The sequence below is a fragment of the Nocardia sp. bgisy134 genome, assembly GCF_965341865.1.
In the GTDB taxonomy this organism is placed as follows: domain Bacteria; phylum Actinomycetota; class Actinomycetes; order Mycobacteriales; family Mycobacteriaceae; genus Nocardia.
The window spans coordinates 36,654-52,927 of the sequence record NZ_CBDQZP010000023.1 but is presented as its reverse complement, the minus strand read 5'-3'; the positions used below and the strand labels follow the sequence as shown (position 1 = coordinate 52,927).

Below are 16,274 nucleotides of genomic sequence, written 5' to 3'. Positions count from 1 at the left end.
AGCCGATTATCGGCCACGCCCGACGGGCCAGCCTGGTACTGCCGGACCCAGGCACACCGGACCCGCGTTCACGGCGGACCTGGTTCGCCCTGGTCGCCCGGCGACACGATGGCGATGTCACCGGCACTGGCCGGGCCGAATCGAACGGAGCGAAATATGACCACTCAGCCTCTCGCCGGACGCGTCGCCGTCGTCACCGGTGCGTCCTCCGGCATCGGCGCCGCGACGGCGCGCAAGCTGGCCGCCGCAGGCGCCTCGGTGGCGCTGCTGGCCCGGCGCAAGGACCGCATCGCCGACCTGGCCGAGGAGATCGCCGCCACGGGCGGCACCGCGCTCGCGATCGCCGCCGATGTCACCGATCCGACCGCCCTGGCGAACGCGGCGGAGCAGATCGATCGGGCGCTGGGGACGGTGGATCTGCTGGTGCCCAATGCCGGTGTCATGCAGCCCGCCCTACCGCAAGCCCGGCGCACCGACCTGTGGCAGCACCAGATCGAAGTCAACCTCAACGGCGTGCTGCACACCGTCGATGCCTTCCTGCCCGCGCTGCTCACCGCGGCCGAACGGGGCGGCCAGGTGGACCTCGTCGCGATCTCCTCGCTGGGCGCCCAGGTCGCCTACCCCGGCTACAGCGTGTACTTCGCCACCAAGGCGGCCGTCAGCCACCTGGTTCGCAACTTGCGTACCGATCTGGGGCCGAAGGGGATTCGCGTCAGCGCGGTCGAACCGGGGATGACCGGCACCGAGATCGGCGGTCAGGTCGCCGACCCGGACTTCGCCGCGCAGCTGACCGAGATGGCGGGCACGGTGACGATGATGTCGCCGGACGATATCGCCGAGATCGTCGCCTTCGTCGCCAGTCGGCGGTCAGGGGTCAATATCGCCCAGCTCGCCGTGCTGCCGGTGGATATGCCGTACTGAGCCGCACCGGTGGCCTTGCGCGCCCGCGAGCAGCGTTGCTCCTGATTTCGACACAGGCTCAGATGGCTGCGATTGTTCCGGGGGCGCGTTCGGCTCGGCTCAGTGCGCGCAGCACAGCCTGCTGTCCGTGTCGAACCACCGCGAGTCGCGACAGCAGGTCCAGCACCGGTTCGAAGACCTGCGGTGGGAACGGTGGCGTCGTGATGTCGACGCTCACCGCCAGATCGTCGGAGTGCACGACGATCTCCATCAGGCGTGTCAGCAGGAAATCGTCGAGAAGCATCGCCTTTCCGACGAATTCGACGACCCGGTCGGCCGGTTCGGCCGCCAGCGCCACCCGCTGCTGAGCGATCGCCGATTCGACTTCGCCGACCAAGGGTTTCGCACCCTCGACCGCCGCGGCCTCACCGCCGTGCCGGATGCGCACGCTGATCTCCGCGTCCACCTCGGCGTCGAACGCGGAAGCCCCGGCGAAGAACTCGGCAACCGTCAGCGGCTTCTCGTCCGGAGCCTCGGTCTCCAGCAGCCGGGACACGTGCAGGACCTGCGACCCCAGATGGCCTGCGAGCCCGTGCACGCTGAATTCCCGCAACGCGCTGGGCCGGTCCCACGCCGCGGCCACCGCTGGATCCCCGAGCAGCGCCGCCGCCGACGCCGCTGCCTCGAGGTAGGCGTCTCTGATCGCGATCAATTCCGCTGCCCTTCGACGACTTGTGAGGTGATCACTGATAGCTCGAACGTGAAAGATTCGACCGCCGAGTACATTTCGCTCCCTCGTCTTCTTCCCACCACAGAATACGAGCCGCGACGGGGAGTCAACGCCCGACCGTGCGGAAGAGAGAAATTGGCGGACGCCGCATTCTCGAACGACCGATATGCGGCATTTCCAGATGCGCCGGCTGTGTGGCACGGTCGGCGTCTATCTTGGTGGTGATCATGTTCGACCATGCGCGTGAAGGTGATACTGGATGTTGGATTACGGTCTTGATACGTCCGATGTGGAGCGCGATCGGGCTCTGCCCGACTTGGTGGCTGAAGGAGATGAGCTCGACGCCTTGGTGTCAGCGCAGGCCGACTGGTCCAAGGACACGCCGGCAGTGGGGTGGACGATCGCCCACCAGATCGCTCATCTTGCTGCTGCTGATGCGAACGTTCTCATCGCGATACGAACCCCGGAGGCGTTCGGCGCCGTGCTGAAGCAGGCCGAAGCCGCAGGCAGTCGATACGCTGATCTCGACGCTGCCGCGGGAGCTGCGAAACCGCGATCGGTACTGCTGGAACAATGGCGTGCCGGTCGAACCGAGGTGGCGGCGGCGCTGCGTGATGTTCCACTGGACCATGGGTTTCCGTGGTACGGCTCGCAGTTGACCGCCGCGCTGATGGTGCCGCTTCGACTGATGGAGACGTGGGCTCACGGGCAGGACGTTTTCGATGCGCTGGGTGTCTCGCGCCGTCCGACGGGTCGGCTGCGGCATGTGGCCTCCTTGGGAGTCGTAGGGCGAGAGCTGTCGTTCTACGCGGCCCAATTGCCTACTCCGGCAGAGCCGTTTCGTGTCGAGCTGACCGGTCCCGACGGCCAGACCTGGGTCTCGGGTCCAGAAGATGCCGGGCAACGGGTGCGAGGCAGTGCCCTCGACTTCTGCCTTCGAGTCACCCAACGCAGGCCACTGGCCGAGACCGACCTCGCGGCGGTCGGCGAAGACGCACGGAAGTGGCTGGAGATCGCTCGCGTTTTCCTCTGAAAAGGTTGGGTCCCTGAGCCACTGATCCAGACGTTGAAGGTCCAATCGGCTCGAAGAGTGCAGCCCGTGCGCACATCGGCATGAGCTCGCACCGTCGACGGCGAGTAGTGGCCTGAGATGTTTTCGGGCTGTTGATCTTCCGGCAGGCCAGTACCGCACTCCGACCGGGAACGTTCACCGGGTCCGGTGATCAGGTGGCCTTTGTGAGCCGCCGACCCGATGACGTGGGCGCCGCACACGGAACTCGGAATGAGGAACGGTCGCGATATCACTCAGTCCCTATGCGGCAGGCGTGGGTTCTGGGCCCGGGGAGGGGGCGGTGGCCCAGGCACCGGGACCGGCGGTTGCGATGCTGGAGCTGGCAGTGAATTTGCGAGCAGAACGGATACCGCCGCAGGTCCGATAAGGCCGAATGCCAGACCGAACCCGACCACAACGTGGACCGTGCCCCCATTCCACTCGCCTGGGTACCGCGCCTGGACAGCAGCATCGGTGCGACGACGGCTTCGGGCCGGTCGTCCTGGGTGTCAACGGTCCAGTGCGGTTTCCCGGTGAAGGTGCTCGAGCTTGTGGGGGTTGCGCACGTAGTAGAGCCCGGTGACCAGGCCGTTGTCGATCCGCACCGCGACGACGCCGTCGATCTCTCCGTCGAGTCGGATGACCAGTGCAGGCCAGCCGTTGACGTGAGCGGGTTCGGCCGAGGCAGGCCCACCCATCCAGCCCGTGCCGCCGCTCACCACACGTAGCACGCGATCGGCGCCCACGATGGGCCGCAGCGTTGCCTGCTTGACTCCGCCGCCGTCGCCCAGGAAGACGACATCCGGCGACAGGATGTCGAGCAGGCTCTGTAGATCGCCGGTTTCGACTGCTCGTTGGAACGCTCCGAGCGCTTGCCGGGCCTCGACCGCAGTCACGGCTCCGCGCGGCCGGCGCGCGGCGACGTGTGCGCGAGCGCGATGGGCGATCTGGCGGACCGCGGCCGGGCTTTTGGCCACGGTGTGCGCGATCTCGTCGTAGGCGATGCCGAACACTTCGCGCAGCACGAATACCGCTCGCTCGGTCGGGGCGAGCGTTTCGAGCACCAGCAGCATCGCCATCGAGAGGTTGTCGGCCAGCTCGACGTCCTCGGCGACGTCGGGCGTGGTGAGCAGCGGCTCGGGCAGCCAGGGGCCGACGTAGGACTCCCGGCGGCGGCCCAGGGTGCGCAGTCGCCGGATCGCCTGCCGGGAGGTGATCTTGACCAGGAAGGCGCGTTGATCGCGCACCGTGCCGAGATCGACGGCTGCCCATTGCAGCCAGGTCTCCTGCAGGACGTCCTCGGCGTCGGCGGCTGAGCCGAGCATCTCATAGGCAATGGTGAACAGCAGGTTGCGGTGGGCGACGAAGGTCTCGGTGGCGGGGGCGGTGCGTTCGCCGTCGCTCATGGTGTGGTCCTGTCTGCCGGGCTTCGTCGACGATGTCATGCATCAGTAGCGAGCACCGACCGCTGTGTGACACCCGGACGTGGTGGTGCTCGTCACAGGGCCGCGCCGTCACAGGTGCGCGGCTGCCGGGCACTTGTGTTCGCCCCACTACCCTTCTCCAGCTTCTAGGAAGGACAACCGTCATGCGTATCACCGTCTTCGGCGCCAATGGTCCCACCGGTCGTCTGCTGACCGGTCAGGCACTGGCTGCCGGGCATCAGGTCACTGCGGTCACCCGGCAGCCGAAATCGTTTCCGCTGCACCACGATCGGCTCGAGGTGGTGGGCGCCGACGTGCTCGATCCTGCGGCCGTCGATGCCGCCGTGGCGCAGCGGGATGCGGTGCTGTCGACGCTCGGGGTACCCGCCGGGAAGGAACCGATCAGCACCTATTCGCGTGGTGTGGCCAATATCGTCGCGGCGATGCAGCGGCATCGGGTGCGTCGGCTCGCCGTGGTCAGCTCCAGCGGGGTCGATCCACACCCGTACTCCGACGGTGGGATCCTGTTCAACCGGGTGCTGCTCCCGTATGTGACGCGGGTGCTGGGCAAAACCCTCTATGACGACATGCGGCGAATGGAAACGCTGATCCGCGCCACCGATCTGGACTGGACGATCGTGCGCCCGAGTGGGCTCTACCACCTGCCGTCGGTCACCGACTACACCGTCGTCGAAGGCCACGCCGACGGACGGTTCACCGCCCGTGTGGATCTGGCGGCGAGTCTGCTGGCCGTGCTGGACGACGACCGCTACCTGCGCACAGCGGTCGGCGTCATCACCACCGTAGACAACCCCACGCTGTTCCGGTGGATTCGTCGCGAAGCACTGGCCCGACAGTAAGGACGGTTTCGGCGCAGCGACACGGGCGGGTTGTCACGGCTGCCAGTCCGCTGCCTTGGGTCGCCAGTCAGCGGCCCACGCGTCGAGCTGGGCGAGACATTCGAGAAGGGTCCTGCCCTGTCCGGTGAGCAGGTAGCCCTCGCCGGCGTGCTCGACGAGGTCGGCCTGCCCAAGCTCACGAAGCCTGTCTGCCAGGACGCTCGAGGAGACGCCGTCGCATCGCTGCTGTAGTTGACGGAAGGTTGGAGTCGAGTCGTCTCGTAGCTCCCACAGGACTCGCAGCGCCCAGCGCCGGCCCAGGAGGTCGAGGAGCGCCATGATCGGGCGGCCCGTGCGTGAGCCGCGGACCTTGCGGCCGGGGAGTGGTGTTGGTCCTGTCATCTGCTTCCCTTTCCGAAGCATCAAAGCTAGCATGTGTTAATGCCTCTGAAATCGAAGCAACCACGAATCGAACCGCTCTCACCGCCGTACGACGAAGAAGCCGGCGCAGCTCTCGAGCTCCTCGGGCATTCACCCATCCAGCTGTTCCGGGTGTGGGCACGGCGGCCGGAGCTCGCTCGCTCCATCGCGGGCTGGGGAAGCTATTACTTCTCCCGGCGCTCCGCTCTCACCCTCCGCCAGCGCGAGCTGGTCATCGACCGGACGACCGCGCTGTGTGGCGCCGACTACGAATGGGCCGTGCACGTCGCGGGCGTCGCCGAGAAGGCGGGACTCGACGCCGCACAGCTCAGGTCCCTCGCGACCGGAAAGCCCGCGGACGCCTGCTGGGACGCGACTGACCGTGCCGTGCTCGAAGCGGTCGACGAGCTCCATGCGACCTTCGATCTCTCCGACGAGACCTGGGCGAACCTGGCCGCCGTCACCGATGAAGATGCCGCGCTCGAGCTGGTCCTGATCTGCGGTTGGTACCACGCCATCTCATTCGCCGTCAGGGCGCTCCGCCTGCCTCCCGAACCCGGCACCGAGTCGATCGCCGCGTTGGTAGGGATGGAAAAGGAAGGCGCGGGTCCAGAGTAGCGGGGAGTCGACGCTCGGCCGTGTCGAAGAGATACCCCCTACGCTCCGAGTCCCGCGCGGAGCATTCCGGCGATCTGCAAGACGGCGTCACGCGCGCTCGGCACTACCGTCATGTTGAGGAAACCGTGAATCAATCCCGGAGCGCGTTGCAGCACAACCCGATTCCCGGCGGCGCGCAGTGCGGCGGCATAGGCCTCGTCCTCGTCGCGCAAGGGGTCGAAGGCCGCGGAGATAAGGATGGCCGGTGGCAGACCGGACAGATCTTCGGCCAACGCGGGTGAGGTGCGCGAGTCGGAACCGTCGGCGTTCCCCGGCCCCGACAGGTAGTGCCCACGGCACCACTGCCGATCGTCGTCGGTCAGATAGAAGCCTTCGGCGAACAGTTCATCAGAGGTGGTCCGGGCCTCTGTGAGATCGATCGAGGGGTACAGCAGGAGTTGCAGCGCGGGGACCGGGCCGCCCTGGCGCGTGGTGACCTGAGCGATCGCGGCACACAAGGTCGCACCGGCGCTGTCTCCGCCGACTGCGATGCGCTCCGGGTCGGCGCCGAGTGCCGACGCGTGCGCGACAGCCCACCGGAATGCGGCCAGCGCGTCGTCGACCCCGGCCGGGAACGGATGCTCGGGTGCGAGCCGATAGTCGACGGACAGAACCTGCACCTCGGCGTAACGGCACAGCATGCGGCACGGCTCGTCGTGGGTGTTCACGTCGCCCAGCACGTACCCGCCGCCGTGGAAGAACACCAGCAGAGGCGGCGCGCCGGAGGTGCCCGACGGGAACGGCCGGTAGTGCCGTGCGCGCAGCGGACCGTCGGCGCCCTCGATCTCGATATCCCGGACGCCGCCGACCTCGGTCCTGTCGAGCGTGAACGCCGCCGCCGTGTGCCGAACGCTCGCGCGCGCGTCGGTGACATCGGGTCGGCCCCGCCGCAAATCCGGAACGAGCGTCGCGACGCCACGCAGCTCCAGCAGTCGCAGCGCGAGCTGGATCCCCGGATCGAGCTCTTGGCCATCGATGCGGACCTGCGGCCTCCCCGACAGGCGCAGCCGAAGCCAAGACGGCGCATGCAACAGCCGCCTGCCGATCCGCGCCACGAGCCGGTCGACGACGGACACAGCCTCCGCAGGCAGCGGCGGCAGCTCGTCGATGGTCGCGCGCCCTGGAGTGGGACGCGTCGACTCGATCACCCGTTCGCTCTCGCTTTTGCTCACGACGACCTTCCTCGGTGCGTGGCGACTCGAATTCCGTAATTTCTACGATGCACCTCCGACCGGACCTATCGCTAGAGCAATTTGCGCTCCGAGGTCAACCGTGCCACCCCTTCCCCGGTGAGCTGATCCAGCGCAGCCTCGCGACCGGTCACCAGCAGCAGCAAGGCCGTCGAGGACCCCTCGATCACCGGTCCGTCACCGACGGCCCACTCGTCGTCGGTGGCCACGAGCCGGTAGCCGGCGAACTTCTCGCGGGCATGGAACGGGGAACCCATCACCCAGACGCGTTCGATGGCCGATCGCGCGGCGGCGACCGGCATAACCCGCGCGATGCCGAGTGGGACGGCGATGTCCTGGCCGTGCACGAGCACATCCATCAGCCGGTCGGCCGGGGTCGTGCCGAGAGCCGCGACCCGTGTGTCGATGCTGTCGCTCAGCTCGGCGAGCAACTGCGCGGTCGTGCGGCGCTGCGCGTGACGAACGGCGGTGTCGCGGATCAGCCGATGGAGATCGCCGCGGGCGCGAATCAGATTGACCAGGATCGAGCCGAGATTCGGCCGGGCGGACAGGATCACGTGCGCGACGACATCACGCACCCGCCAGTCCGCGCACAGGGACGCGTGGTCCCAGGCCGCTTCCGGCAGCGACGTCAGCAGTTCGACCATGGTCGCGCGCTCGGTGGCGACAGCCAGCCAGATCTGCTCGGTGGTCATCGGTTCGTAGGCGGCCATTCGCATTCTCCTTCTCCCGGTGGACGTTCCAGTACGGTAGGAATTCCAGTGGGGTGGAGGTTCCAGCGATTGTGACCGAGAACACGCGCCGTGACGGCTTGGTGAGCATCGGAATGTTGTCCCAGAAGACCGGCGTGCCCGTCCGCACCCTGCGCTTCTACTGCGACGAAGGCATACTCCAGCCGCACCGCAGCTCGGGCGGCCACCGGCTGTTCGATCCGGTGACCACGGTCGATCGGGTGCTGTTGGTGCGCAGGCTTCGCGGTCTCGGCCTGAGTCTCACCACGATCGTCGGCGTCCTCACCGACGCCGTGTCGATCACCGAGGCCGTGGCCGCCGAACGGACCGCGCTCGACACCGAATTGGGCGCACTGCGATGGCGGCGGGCCTCGCTGGTCGCCGTCGAGGACGCACCACCGATGCGACGAGCCGCGCGCTTGGCACTGCTCGCCACCGTGCACGACCGCCACACCGCCTACGACGGCCTCGTCGGATTCTGGCGACGAGTGCTCGCTCCCCTGCCGTCGGACATGTTCGACGGGTTCGTGGGCATGAACATCCCGGCCCCGCCGACCGATCCGACTCCCCGTCAAGTCGTCGCCTACGCCGAACTCGTCACCGTCACCAGCGATCCGGCGGCGGCGCCCGCGATGTCACGCCAGCTCTGGCGGCCCGACCCCACTGGCATCCACGACAAGCGAGAACTACTGACCGGAGTCGCCGAAGCCTGTGCGATCGCAGGGCCACTGGTCGTCGGCCACGTCGAACCGCGGCCGGGAGCCGAGCTCGATCAATTCCTCGCCGCCCACGCCACCGCGCGCCGCGAACGCGACACACCGCGCTTCCGGCAGCGAATGCTGCACGGCGGCAACGACACCGATCCGCGCATCCACCGGTACTGGAAGCTCACCACCGACATCACCGGAGAAACCACCGCCGGAGCCGCCCATTACTGGCTGTACCGGGCGCTCGAACGAGCAACCAGCCCTGCGGCGCCGGTGCCGTGAGGTCTCGACAACCTACCCCGATCGACAGGCACGGCGAGAGGGTCGCCGACCGAGAAGGTCACCGCACGCCACCGACCCACGAACTCGCAAGCAGCTGACAACCTCTCCAGGAAAGGCCACCATGACCGACTCGCCCGAAAAGTCGAACGGCGGCTTGTTCACCGGAACCGCCTGGCATTACGCCCGCTATCGGCCGGGCTATCGACGGCTTACTCCGCATCGCCGGTAATCGACGCGAGAAAGGTTGCCGCCGAGGCGGCTTCGGGCACCCCTGCACGCCGGTAGATTTCGACGGCGGCACGCAGATCGTCCACCGCTCGTGCTCGATCGCCGAGTGCGAATCGGCTGCGGGCGAGACCTTCCAGGGCTCGGGCCTCCTCGAGGCGTCCGCCGGTTCGGTGACCGAGCTCGAGCGCTTCGGCGTAGTGCGCCGCGGCTTGTTCGTGCACACCGATCGCGGTGAACAGCGCGCCGAGCTTGTTCGAGACCGTCGCGTGGCCGAACGCGTCGCCGAGTTCTGTGAAGATGCGCAGCGACTCGTCGAAGCGGGCGGCCGCGTCGGCGTACTCCGCTGTCGCCACGTGCACCGAGCCGAGCTCGGCGAGCGCCTCGGCCTCGGCGTGCCGATAGCCGAGATCGCGGCAGATCCGCAGCGCCTGCTCGTGGAGATCCCTTGCCGCACGGTAATTCCCGACCGACCGCGCGACGACTCCGAGACCGTTCGCCGCGTCGGCTCGACCTTCCGGATGTGCCAGGTCACGATAGAGCTCGGATGCTTGCTCGAGATGCCCGTTCGCCGCGCGGTGATCGCCGAGCGCGGCGTAGGCCATCCCGAGTTGCAGGAGCGCGTAGGCCTCACCGAGACGCACACCGACGTCTCGATAGAGCGATCTGCTCTGCGTGTGCAGCTCCAAGGCCGCGGTCGAGTCGCCGGTCAGTCTGATGGCGACTCCCCGATTGTTCAGTGCGGTGGCTTCGCCGTAACGGTCACCGAGCAGGCGGTAATAACGCAGCGCCTCTTCGTGCAAGCGCGATGCTTCGCCGTGATCGCCGGTCAGTCTCGCCACGATGCCGAGACCCTGTAGAACGCCCGCCATCCCCCGTCGGTCGCCGAGCTCCGCGTAGATCGCCAGAGCCGCTTCGTGCAACTCCGCGGCCTGGGCGTGACGACCTCCGGCCCGGTGCACGATGGCGAGGCTGTTGAGCGCGGACGCCTCACCGCAGCGGTGGCCTGTTTCGCGATAGATCGTCAATGCTCGGCCGTGCAGTTCGGCGGCCTCCGCGTAGTCCTGATCGTCCGAGAACCAGCGTGTGGCCCCGAAGTTGTTGAGCGCGTTGGCTTCACCATGACGGTGTCCCAGCTCGCGATAGATTGCGAGCGCCGCTCGATGCGCGTCCGCCGATTCGGGGTACCGGCCAGTGAACCGGTAGACGACACCGAGACTGTCGAGCGCATCGGCTTCCGCGGACCGATCACGCAGCCGACGCGCTGTCTCCACCGCCAGTCGGTGCAGCCGGACCGCTTCGCCCCATGGTCCGTCCCGTTCGACCAGACTCGCCAGGGACGCGGCCAGCATCGCGACCCTGCGCGGGTACTTCGACGCCGCGAGGTCGAGGCAGGCCAATAGGTTGGCGCGCTCGAGTCGCATCCACGCCAAAGCGGCGCGCTCGTCGTCGAATTCCGGGCCCGATTCGGCACGCTGCGCAGGCTCGACGGATGTCGTCGTGGGTTGATGCAAACGGGTCAGGAGCCGGCTCGCGGCCGCCGAGCGGGACTCGAAGTAGCCGAGCAGTCCGGACAAGGCTCGGTCGATCACCTCGGCCGATTCCGTGGCGCACAGCGTGCGTGCGTATTCCCTGAGCAGGTCGTGAGATCGGTAGCGGCCGCGAACTGTCGCCTCGAGCAGGTGGTCGGCATACAGGGCTTCCAATTCGCGACGCGCCTGGCCGGGTGCGCAGTCCCACAACGCCGACGCCGCGGCGACATCGAGCTCGCTGCCGGGGTGCAGGCCGAGCCATCGGAACAACTGCTGCCGTCGAGCGGGTAGACGGTCGTAGGACATCGTGAACGCGATCCGCACGGCGCGGTCGCCGACATCGAGTTCGTCCAATCGGCCGTTGTCGAACGCCGCGAACTCCTCGGCCAGCTCGGCGATGCTCCAGGCGGGATGATGCGCGACACGACCGGCGAGCAACACGATCGCCAGCGGCAAGTACCCGCACAGCGCCACGATGCGCCGTACCGCCGCGGCGTCGGCGTCCGCGCGCCGCTCCCGGTTCGCCATCGCGGCGAACAGCTCCGCCGCGGGCTCCGGTTCGAGCAAGGACAGGGGAAGCGGCGTCGCTCCGTCGAGCGCGACCAGCCGTCTGCGACTGGTCACCAGCGTGAAGCACCCGCCGCCCGTCGGAAGCAAGGGTTCGATCTGGTGGACGTCTCGTGCGTCGTCCAGTACGAGCAGAATGCGCTTGTCGCTGGAGCGATCTCGCCACAGGTCGCGCCTGCCGGGCAAACTCTCCGGAATGCTCCCGGGGTCCATGCCCATGCCGATCAGCAGCCGTGCCAGCACGTCGTCGGGGTCGACAGCGCTGTGGCCCGGAGTGTGCGCGTGCAGTTCCACGAAATACCGGCCGTCGGGGAAGGCGGGCGCCAGCCGATGCGCCGCGCGCGTGGCCAATGCCGTCTTCCCAACGCCTGCCATTCCGTCGACGGTGACGATCCGCGACGGACTGTCCCGGTCCGCGAGGCGCAGAATCCGCTCCAGCGCATCGTCTCGGCCGAGCAGCGCCGCGACATCCCTGCGCAACGCGCTCGTCACGACGGGACGCGATGTCGGCACGAGTGAGCGCACCGGATCGTCCTCCGGCTCGACCGGGCCCGGAGTGACAGCGCGCTTGCGCGCGTCGCGGCGCAGCTGCTGCCAGCTCGACAGCGTTCGCCCATCCAGGGCACGGCCGGCGGGCACTCGCCCGGACCTGCCGTACAGATAGCGCAGCACGGTCTCGAATCCGCGTTCGTCGCGCGGCACGACGACCACGTCGTCGTCCGCGTGGAACCAGCCCGACAAGGTGTTGACCGGGACCGCACCGCCGATCGCCCGCGCCATCGCGGTCGGCGACGGCGCCCCTGCCGCCGCATGCAATTCGCGCCATCTGGCGAGGAATACCGCCCGCGCAGAATCCCCGTCGCTCACCGGCGCGGTCCCCGATCCGGCTCGGCCCGACTCGGTACGAGTCGCAAACCCGGGAAACCGCCGCCGACCTGGGCACGGCCGCACGGATCCGGCTTCGGCGGCTGGTGATCATCGACGTCCGCGGGCTGTATGGAGACCAGCACTTTCACCACTCTCCCGAACGGAAAGCCATGTCGCTCATCACGAAAGCCTTGCTGATGACCTCCGCGGTCTCGAGCGCCCTCGTCGCGGGCATGGTGGCCGCCCTGCTCGCCAAGGCGGACGGAGCCACCGTGTGGGCGGCGATCCGCGCCGGAGGCGTCGGCTTCGGCGCCACCCTGACTCTCCTCATGCTCACCATCACCACCTGCGCGATCCTCTGAACAGAGTCGCATACGACCGGTCCAGCGGCGTCAGTGCCGGGACGACTCGCCGAAGACCTGGCAGGCATTGTCCGACAAGCGATACACACCACCGCGCAACCATTGGTCGTGCCATGCGGCAGCTTTCGAAAGAACACCGGGAAACCGGTCAGCCGGATGGTTGCACGGTCACCTTCACGTTCTTCACGATCGGCTGGTCGCTCTGTGTGCTGTAGTCGCCGATGGCGCACAGTACGTTCATTTCCGGCATGTAGCCGACCGCGTCGAATGTGACGCGGCCACGCCGGTGCGGCTCAGCTGCGCGTCGCCGCGCGCAGGCGAGCGGTCGCGATCGCGCGCCGCGCGTCGGCGGCGGGTAGCAGACGGCAGGCGTGCTCGTGAATCTCGCTGTCCGTGAGGGCTTTCTCGCCGTATCGCAGCGCCAGCGCGGGGTCGTCCGAGGCCAGGACCGCGGTGCGGACGCCGACCTCCAGGTACTCGCGCCATTCGACGATGCCGGGTGTCTGCGAACCGGGAAGCAAGGGACCGCGATACAACCGGACCGCGGTGGCGGTGTCCCCGGCCGCCAGCGCGGCGAGGACGTCGGCGGCGTCGCACGAGAGCGGGGTCGCCAATCGGTAGATTCGGCTGGTGATGTCGCCGACCGCGGTGCGGCGCAGATGGGAGACGTCGGCCTTCACGGTGCTCGCCGCGGGCGCGCGGTCGCCGTAGATTGCCAGCTGCAATCGCTCCGGCGTGAAACCGTCGGGTTCCAGCGCGAGCAAGGTCAGAATCTCGAAATGTCTGCGTCGCAGTGGGATTCGTTTGTCTTCGCGCATCAGTTCGGCGCCGCCGAGACAGGTGAGCCTGGGGCCGGGCGCGAGTGCCCGCCTGTTCTGCTGCAATTTCGCCTCGATGGCGGTGGCCAAGGTCCGCACGGTCGACATGGCGAGCGGGTGCGACCGGTCCCACGTGGTGGACAGGTCGAGCACCCCGAGCTGCCGTCCGTCCGCGCCGCGGATCGGCGCGCAGTAGCAGACCCACTCGTGCAGTGCGGCCACCAGATGCTCCGCGGCGAACACACTGCTCGGCTGCCCGGTGCGCAGCGTGAGCGACAGTGCGTTGGTGCCCATGTGGGTCTCGTCCCATCGACCGCCCGGCGCAAAGCCGACGCGTTCGGCGCGCCTGCGCATCACCGCCCCGCCGTGTGACCACAGGATGGTGCCGTCCTCGTCGGTGACGGCGGCGACGAAATCGGAATCGTGGGTGATGGCGTGCAGGTGGTCGGACAGTTCCGACATCGGCGCGCGCAGTGGGGATTCGGCCCAGCGCCTGCCCACGTCGTCACCGGCGGCGGGAGCGCAGTTCAGTTCGGGATCGACGGTGCGCCGGGATCTCATCCAGGACTGGGCCACTTCGCCGCGCAGCTGGGAGCTGTCGATCCCCGCGGCCGCCGCGCGGGCGGGCACCCAGCGCGCCCATTCCTTTTCCAACGCGGCGCGGCGCTGCGAGAGGGAGTCGTGTCCTGCCATCTCGCGACTGCTTCCCTCCGTCCTCGGCCGTCCGCGGTTCCTCGCTGCGTTCGTCCTCGCACGGCCGCAGGAAGCCGCGATCCTCGCCGCACCGAGGGTAACCCGCGCGCGCCGCGAATACCGGAGGTCGGGGAAAGGCGGTCGCGCGCCCGGCTCCGGCACTGGCGACGAGGCCGATGCCGGAGCCGGGCGCGTTGTCTTCGCTAGGAGTTCGCGGCGTCCGGCGCCGTCGAATCCGCGCCGCGCGGCGGTGGCGGCTGCGCCTCCAGCGCCGCGGTCTCGGCGTCGGTGAACAACCGCGAGCGGATCAGGAACCGCACGCCCTCGGGCGCTTCCAGCGAGAACCCGCCGCCGCGCCCGCTCACCAGGTCCACGGTGAGATGGGTGTGACGCCAATAGCGGAACTGATCGGCGCTCATCCAGAACGGCGTCGCCATCGGCAGGACGCCGAGCAGCACGTCCGACGCTCCGACGCGAAAGTCGCCGCGCGGGTAGCACATCGGCGCACTCCCGTCGCAGCACCCGCCCGACTGGTGGAACATGACCGGGCCGTGCCGCTCGATCAGCGTGCGCAGCAACGCTTCCGCGCGTTCGGTCAGCCCGACCCGCTCGACGCGGTCGGGCATCAGAACAACCCGGCCTTCGCGGTCGAATAGCTGACGAGCAGGTTCTTCGTCTGCTGGTAGTGGTCCAGCATCATCCGGTGGTTCTCGCGGCCGATGCCGGACTTCTTGTAGCCGCCGAACGCGGCGTGCGCCGGGTAGGCGTGGTAGCAGTTCGTCCACACCCGGCCCGCCTTGATGCCGCGGCCGAGCCGGTAGGCGGTGTTGCCGTCACGCGTCCACACCCCGGCGCCGAGCCCGTACAGGGTGTCGTTGGCGATGGTGAGCGCCTCGTCGACGGAGTCGAACGCCGTCACCGACACCACGGGACCGAAGATTTCCTCCTGGAAGATCCGCATGTCGTTGCGGCCCTGGAAGATCGTCGGCTCGATGTAGTAACCGCCCGCGAACTCCTCCACCTTGCGCGGCCCGCCGCCGGTGAGCAGTTCGGCGCCTTCCTGCTTGCCGATGTCGATGTAGGACAGGATCTTCTCGTACTGGTCGTTGCTGGCCTGCGCGCCGATCATGGTGCTCTCGTCGAGCGGATTGCCGCCCTTGATGGCCTTGGTGCGCGCCACGCAGCGGCCCATGAATTCGTCGAAGATCGAGCGGTGCACCAGCGCCCGCGACGGGCACGTGCACACCTCGCCCTGGTTGAGCGCGAACATCACGAAACCCTCGACCGCCTTGTCCAGGAACTCGTCGTCCGCGGCGGCCACGTCGGGCAGGAAGATGTTGGGGCTCTTGCCACCGAGCTCGAGCGTGACGGGAATGATGTTCTCGCTCGCGTACTGCATGATCAGCCGGCCCGTGGTGGTCTCACCGGTGAACGCCACCTTGGCCACCCGCGCATTGGACGCGAGCGGCTTGCCCGCCTCCACGCCGAAACCGTTGACCACGTTGAGAACACCCGGCGGCAGCAGGTCCGCGATGAGCTCGACGACCTTCATGATCGACGCGGGCGTCTGCTCGGCGGGCTTGAGCACCACGCAGTTTCCCGCCGCCAGCGCGGGCGCGAGCTTCCACACCGCCATCAGGATCGGGAAGTTCCACGGGATGATCTGACCGACCACGCCCAGTGGCTCCTGGAAGTGGTAAGCGATGGTGTCGGCGTCGATTTCGGAGATGCTGCCCTCCTGGGCGCGGATCGCCCCGGCGAAGTAGCGGAAGTGATCGACCGCCAACGGCAGATCGGCGGCCAGGGTTTCGCGGACGGGCTTGCCGTTGTCCCAGGTCTCGGCGACCGCGAGCGACTCGAGATTCTCCTCGATCCGGTCGGCGATCTTGTTGAGGAGATTCGCGCGCTGGGTGGTCGAGGTCGCGCCCCAGGCGTCGGCGGCACGGTGCGCGGCGTCGAGCGCCAGCTCGATATCGGGCGCGGTCGACCGCGCCACCTCGCAGAACACCTCGCCGTCCACCGGCGACGGGTTCTCGAAATAGCGGCCCTCCACCGGCGCGGTCCACTCGCCCCCGATGAAGTTGTCGTAGCGGCGCGCGTAGTCGACGACGCTGCCTTCGGCACCGGGCTTGGCGTAGGTCATGGCTGATACTCCTCGCTGAGTCACGGATCGGATCACACGACATGTCGTGGTGCGGATCACTCTCGCGCGCGTGGGTTGAGACAAGGTTGAACCGCGCCGCCCGCCGCCACGCGAAGGATTCTCCGTTACGACGCAG

Annotated in this window: 15 protein-coding genes; 6 read left to right on the top strand and 9 right to left on the bottom strand. The window is 68.2% G+C overall.

The genetic code is table 11. The features are described 5' to 3' along the window. Positions 1-156 precede the first annotated feature (156 nt). The gene (locus ACRWNM_RS31450; RefSeq protein WP_431971769.1) at positions 157-921 is read left to right on the top strand and encodes an SDR family oxidoreductase; all 765 of its coding nucleotides are present in this window, start codon (positions 157-159) and stop codon (positions 919-921) included. 58 nt (positions 922-979) lie between these two features. Here ACRWNM_RS31450 and ACRWNM_RS31445 read toward each other — a convergent pair whose 3' ends face one another. After that, positions 980-1,612, bottom strand: a complete 633-nt coding sequence (locus ACRWNM_RS31445; protein ID WP_431971768.1) for a maleylpyruvate isomerase N-terminal domain-containing protein — start codon at positions 1,610-1,612, stop codon at positions 980-982. Between the two features lie 277 nt (positions 1,613-1,889). Between ACRWNM_RS31445 and ACRWNM_RS31440 the strand changes: the two genes are divergently transcribed. Next, entirely contained in the window at positions 1,890-2,663 is a 774-nt protein-coding gene (locus ACRWNM_RS31440; protein WP_431971767.1) for a TIGR03084 family metal-binding protein, read from the top strand. Between the two features lie 527 nt (positions 2,664-3,190). Here ACRWNM_RS31440 and ACRWNM_RS31435 read toward each other — a convergent pair. Further along, positions 3,191-4,087 (bottom strand): RNA polymerase sigma-70 factor, encoded by an 897-nt coding sequence (locus ACRWNM_RS31435; protein ID WP_431971766.1) that lies wholly within the window; start codon positions 4,085-4,087, stop codon positions 3,191-3,193. Positions 4,088-4,269: 182 nt separating this feature from the next. Here ACRWNM_RS31435 and ACRWNM_RS31430 point away from each other — a divergent pair, with 182 nt between their 5' ends. Continuing rightward, positions 4,270-4,965, top strand: a complete 696-nt coding sequence (locus ACRWNM_RS31430) for an NAD(P)-dependent oxidoreductase (RefSeq protein WP_431971765.1) — start codon at positions 4,270-4,272, stop codon at positions 4,963-4,965. Between the two features lie 33 nt (positions 4,966-4,998). Here ACRWNM_RS31430 and ACRWNM_RS31425 read toward each other — a convergent pair whose 3' ends face one another. Further along, on the bottom strand, positions 4,999-5,346 hold the full coding sequence (locus ACRWNM_RS31425) for a winged helix-turn-helix transcriptional regulator (RefSeq protein ID WP_431971764.1): 348 nt from the start codon (positions 5,344-5,346) through the stop codon (positions 4,999-5,001). Between the two features lie 39 nt (positions 5,347-5,385). Between ACRWNM_RS31425 and ACRWNM_RS31420 the strand changes: the two genes are divergently transcribed. Further along, positions 5,386-5,982 (top strand): carboxymuconolactone decarboxylase family protein, encoded by a 597-nt coding sequence (locus ACRWNM_RS31420; RefSeq protein WP_431971763.1) that lies wholly within the window; start codon positions 5,386-5,388, stop codon positions 5,980-5,982. 38 nt (positions 5,983-6,020) lie between these two features. On the opposite strand, the gene ACRWNM_RS31415 is transcribed toward ACRWNM_RS31420, so the two are convergent. Both ACRWNM_RS31415 and ACRWNM_RS31410 read right to left on the bottom strand, forming a co-directional pair. After that, positions 6,021-7,097: an alpha/beta hydrolase gene (locus ACRWNM_RS31415; RefSeq protein WP_431971823.1), complete on the bottom strand. Its 1,077-nt coding sequence runs from the start codon at positions 7,095-7,097 to the stop codon at positions 6,021-6,023. A gap of 167 nt (positions 7,098-7,264) precedes the next feature. Beyond that, the gene (locus tag ACRWNM_RS31410; RefSeq protein ID WP_431971762.1) at positions 7,265-7,924 is read right to left on the bottom strand and encodes a maleylpyruvate isomerase family mycothiol-dependent enzyme; all 660 of its coding nucleotides are present in this window, start codon (positions 7,922-7,924) and stop codon (positions 7,265-7,267) included. Between the two features lie 71 nt (positions 7,925-7,995). On the opposite strand from ACRWNM_RS31410, the gene ACRWNM_RS31405 reads away from it, so the two are divergent. Continuing rightward, positions 7,996-8,931, top strand: coding sequence for a MerR family transcriptional regulator (locus tag ACRWNM_RS31405; RefSeq protein WP_431971761.1), 936 nt, complete (start codon positions 7,996-7,998; stop codon positions 8,929-8,931). Between the two features lie 209 nt (positions 8,932-9,140). On the opposite strand, the gene ACRWNM_RS31400 is transcribed toward ACRWNM_RS31405, so the two are convergent. Beyond that, positions 9,141-12,122, bottom strand: a complete 2,982-nt coding sequence (locus tag ACRWNM_RS31400; protein ID WP_431971760.1) for a tetratricopeptide repeat protein — start codon at positions 12,120-12,122, stop codon at positions 9,141-9,143. A 170-nt stretch (positions 12,123-12,292) separates the two neighbouring features. Between ACRWNM_RS31400 and ACRWNM_RS31395 the strand changes: the two genes are divergently transcribed. After that, positions 12,293-12,484, top strand: a complete 192-nt coding sequence (locus tag ACRWNM_RS31395; RefSeq protein ID WP_431971759.1) for a hypothetical protein — start codon at positions 12,293-12,295, stop codon at positions 12,482-12,484. A gap of 293 nt (positions 12,485-12,777) precedes the next feature. On the opposite strand, the gene ACRWNM_RS31390 is transcribed toward ACRWNM_RS31395, so the two are convergent. The 3 genes from ACRWNM_RS31390 to adh form a co-directional block, all read right to left on the bottom strand. Next, positions 12,778-13,995 (bottom strand): transcriptional regulator, encoded by a 1,218-nt coding sequence (locus tag ACRWNM_RS31390; RefSeq protein ID WP_431971758.1) that lies wholly within the window; start codon positions 13,993-13,995, stop codon positions 12,778-12,780. A gap of 203 nt (positions 13,996-14,198) precedes the next feature. Further along, on the bottom strand, positions 14,199-14,621 hold the full coding sequence (locus ACRWNM_RS31385) for a DUF779 domain-containing protein (RefSeq protein ID WP_431971757.1): 423 nt from the start codon (positions 14,619-14,621) through the stop codon (positions 14,199-14,201). Further along, entirely contained in the window at positions 14,621-16,138 is a 1,518-nt protein-coding gene (adh, locus tag ACRWNM_RS31380; RefSeq protein ID WP_431971756.1) for an aldehyde dehydrogenase, read from the bottom strand. The genes ACRWNM_RS31385 and adh overlap by 1 nt, the downstream gene beginning before the upstream one ends. Positions 16,139-16,274: the final 136 nt, after the last annotated feature.

Bases quoted from the DNA above. Each gene is read 5' to 3' on its own strand.
- ACRWNM_RS31435 (WP_431971766.1), bottom strand. From the start codon at position 4,087: ATGAGCGACGGCGAACGCACCGCCCCCGCCACCGAGACCTTCGTCGCC.
- ACRWNM_RS31395 (WP_431971759.1), top strand. From the start codon at position 12,293: ATGTCGCTCATCACGAAAGCCTTGCTGATGACCTCCGCGGTCTCGAGC.
- ACRWNM_RS31440 (WP_431971767.1), top strand. From the start codon at position 1,890: ATGTTGGATTACGGTCTTGATACGTCCGATGTGGAGCGCGATCGGGCT.
- ACRWNM_RS31410 (WP_431971762.1), bottom strand. From the start codon at position 7,924: ATGGCCGCCTACGAACCGATGACCACCGAGCAGATCTGGCTGGCTGTC.
- ACRWNM_RS31450 (WP_431971769.1), top strand. From the start codon at position 157: ATGACCACTCAGCCTCTCGCCGGACGCGTCGCCGTCGTCACCGGTGCG.
- ACRWNM_RS31385 (WP_431971757.1), bottom strand. From the start codon at position 14,621: ATGCCCGACCGCGTCGAGCGGGTCGGGCTGACCGAACGCGCGGAAGCG.
- ACRWNM_RS31430 (WP_431971765.1), top strand. From the start codon at position 4,270: ATGCGTATCACCGTCTTCGGCGCCAATGGTCCCACCGGTCGTCTGCTG.
- ACRWNM_RS31420 (WP_431971763.1), top strand. From the start codon at position 5,386: ATGCCTCTGAAATCGAAGCAACCACGAATCGAACCGCTCTCACCGCCG.
- ACRWNM_RS31390 (WP_431971758.1), bottom strand. From the start codon at position 13,995: ATGGCAGGACACGACTCCCTCTCGCAGCGCCGCGCCGCGTTGGAAAAG.
- adh (WP_431971756.1), bottom strand. From the start codon at position 16,138: ATGACCTACGCCAAGCCCGGTGCCGAAGGCAGCGTCGTCGACTACGCG.
- ACRWNM_RS31425 (WP_431971764.1), bottom strand. From the start codon at position 5,346: ATGACAGGACCAACACCACTCCCCGGCCGCAAGGTCCGCGGCTCACGC.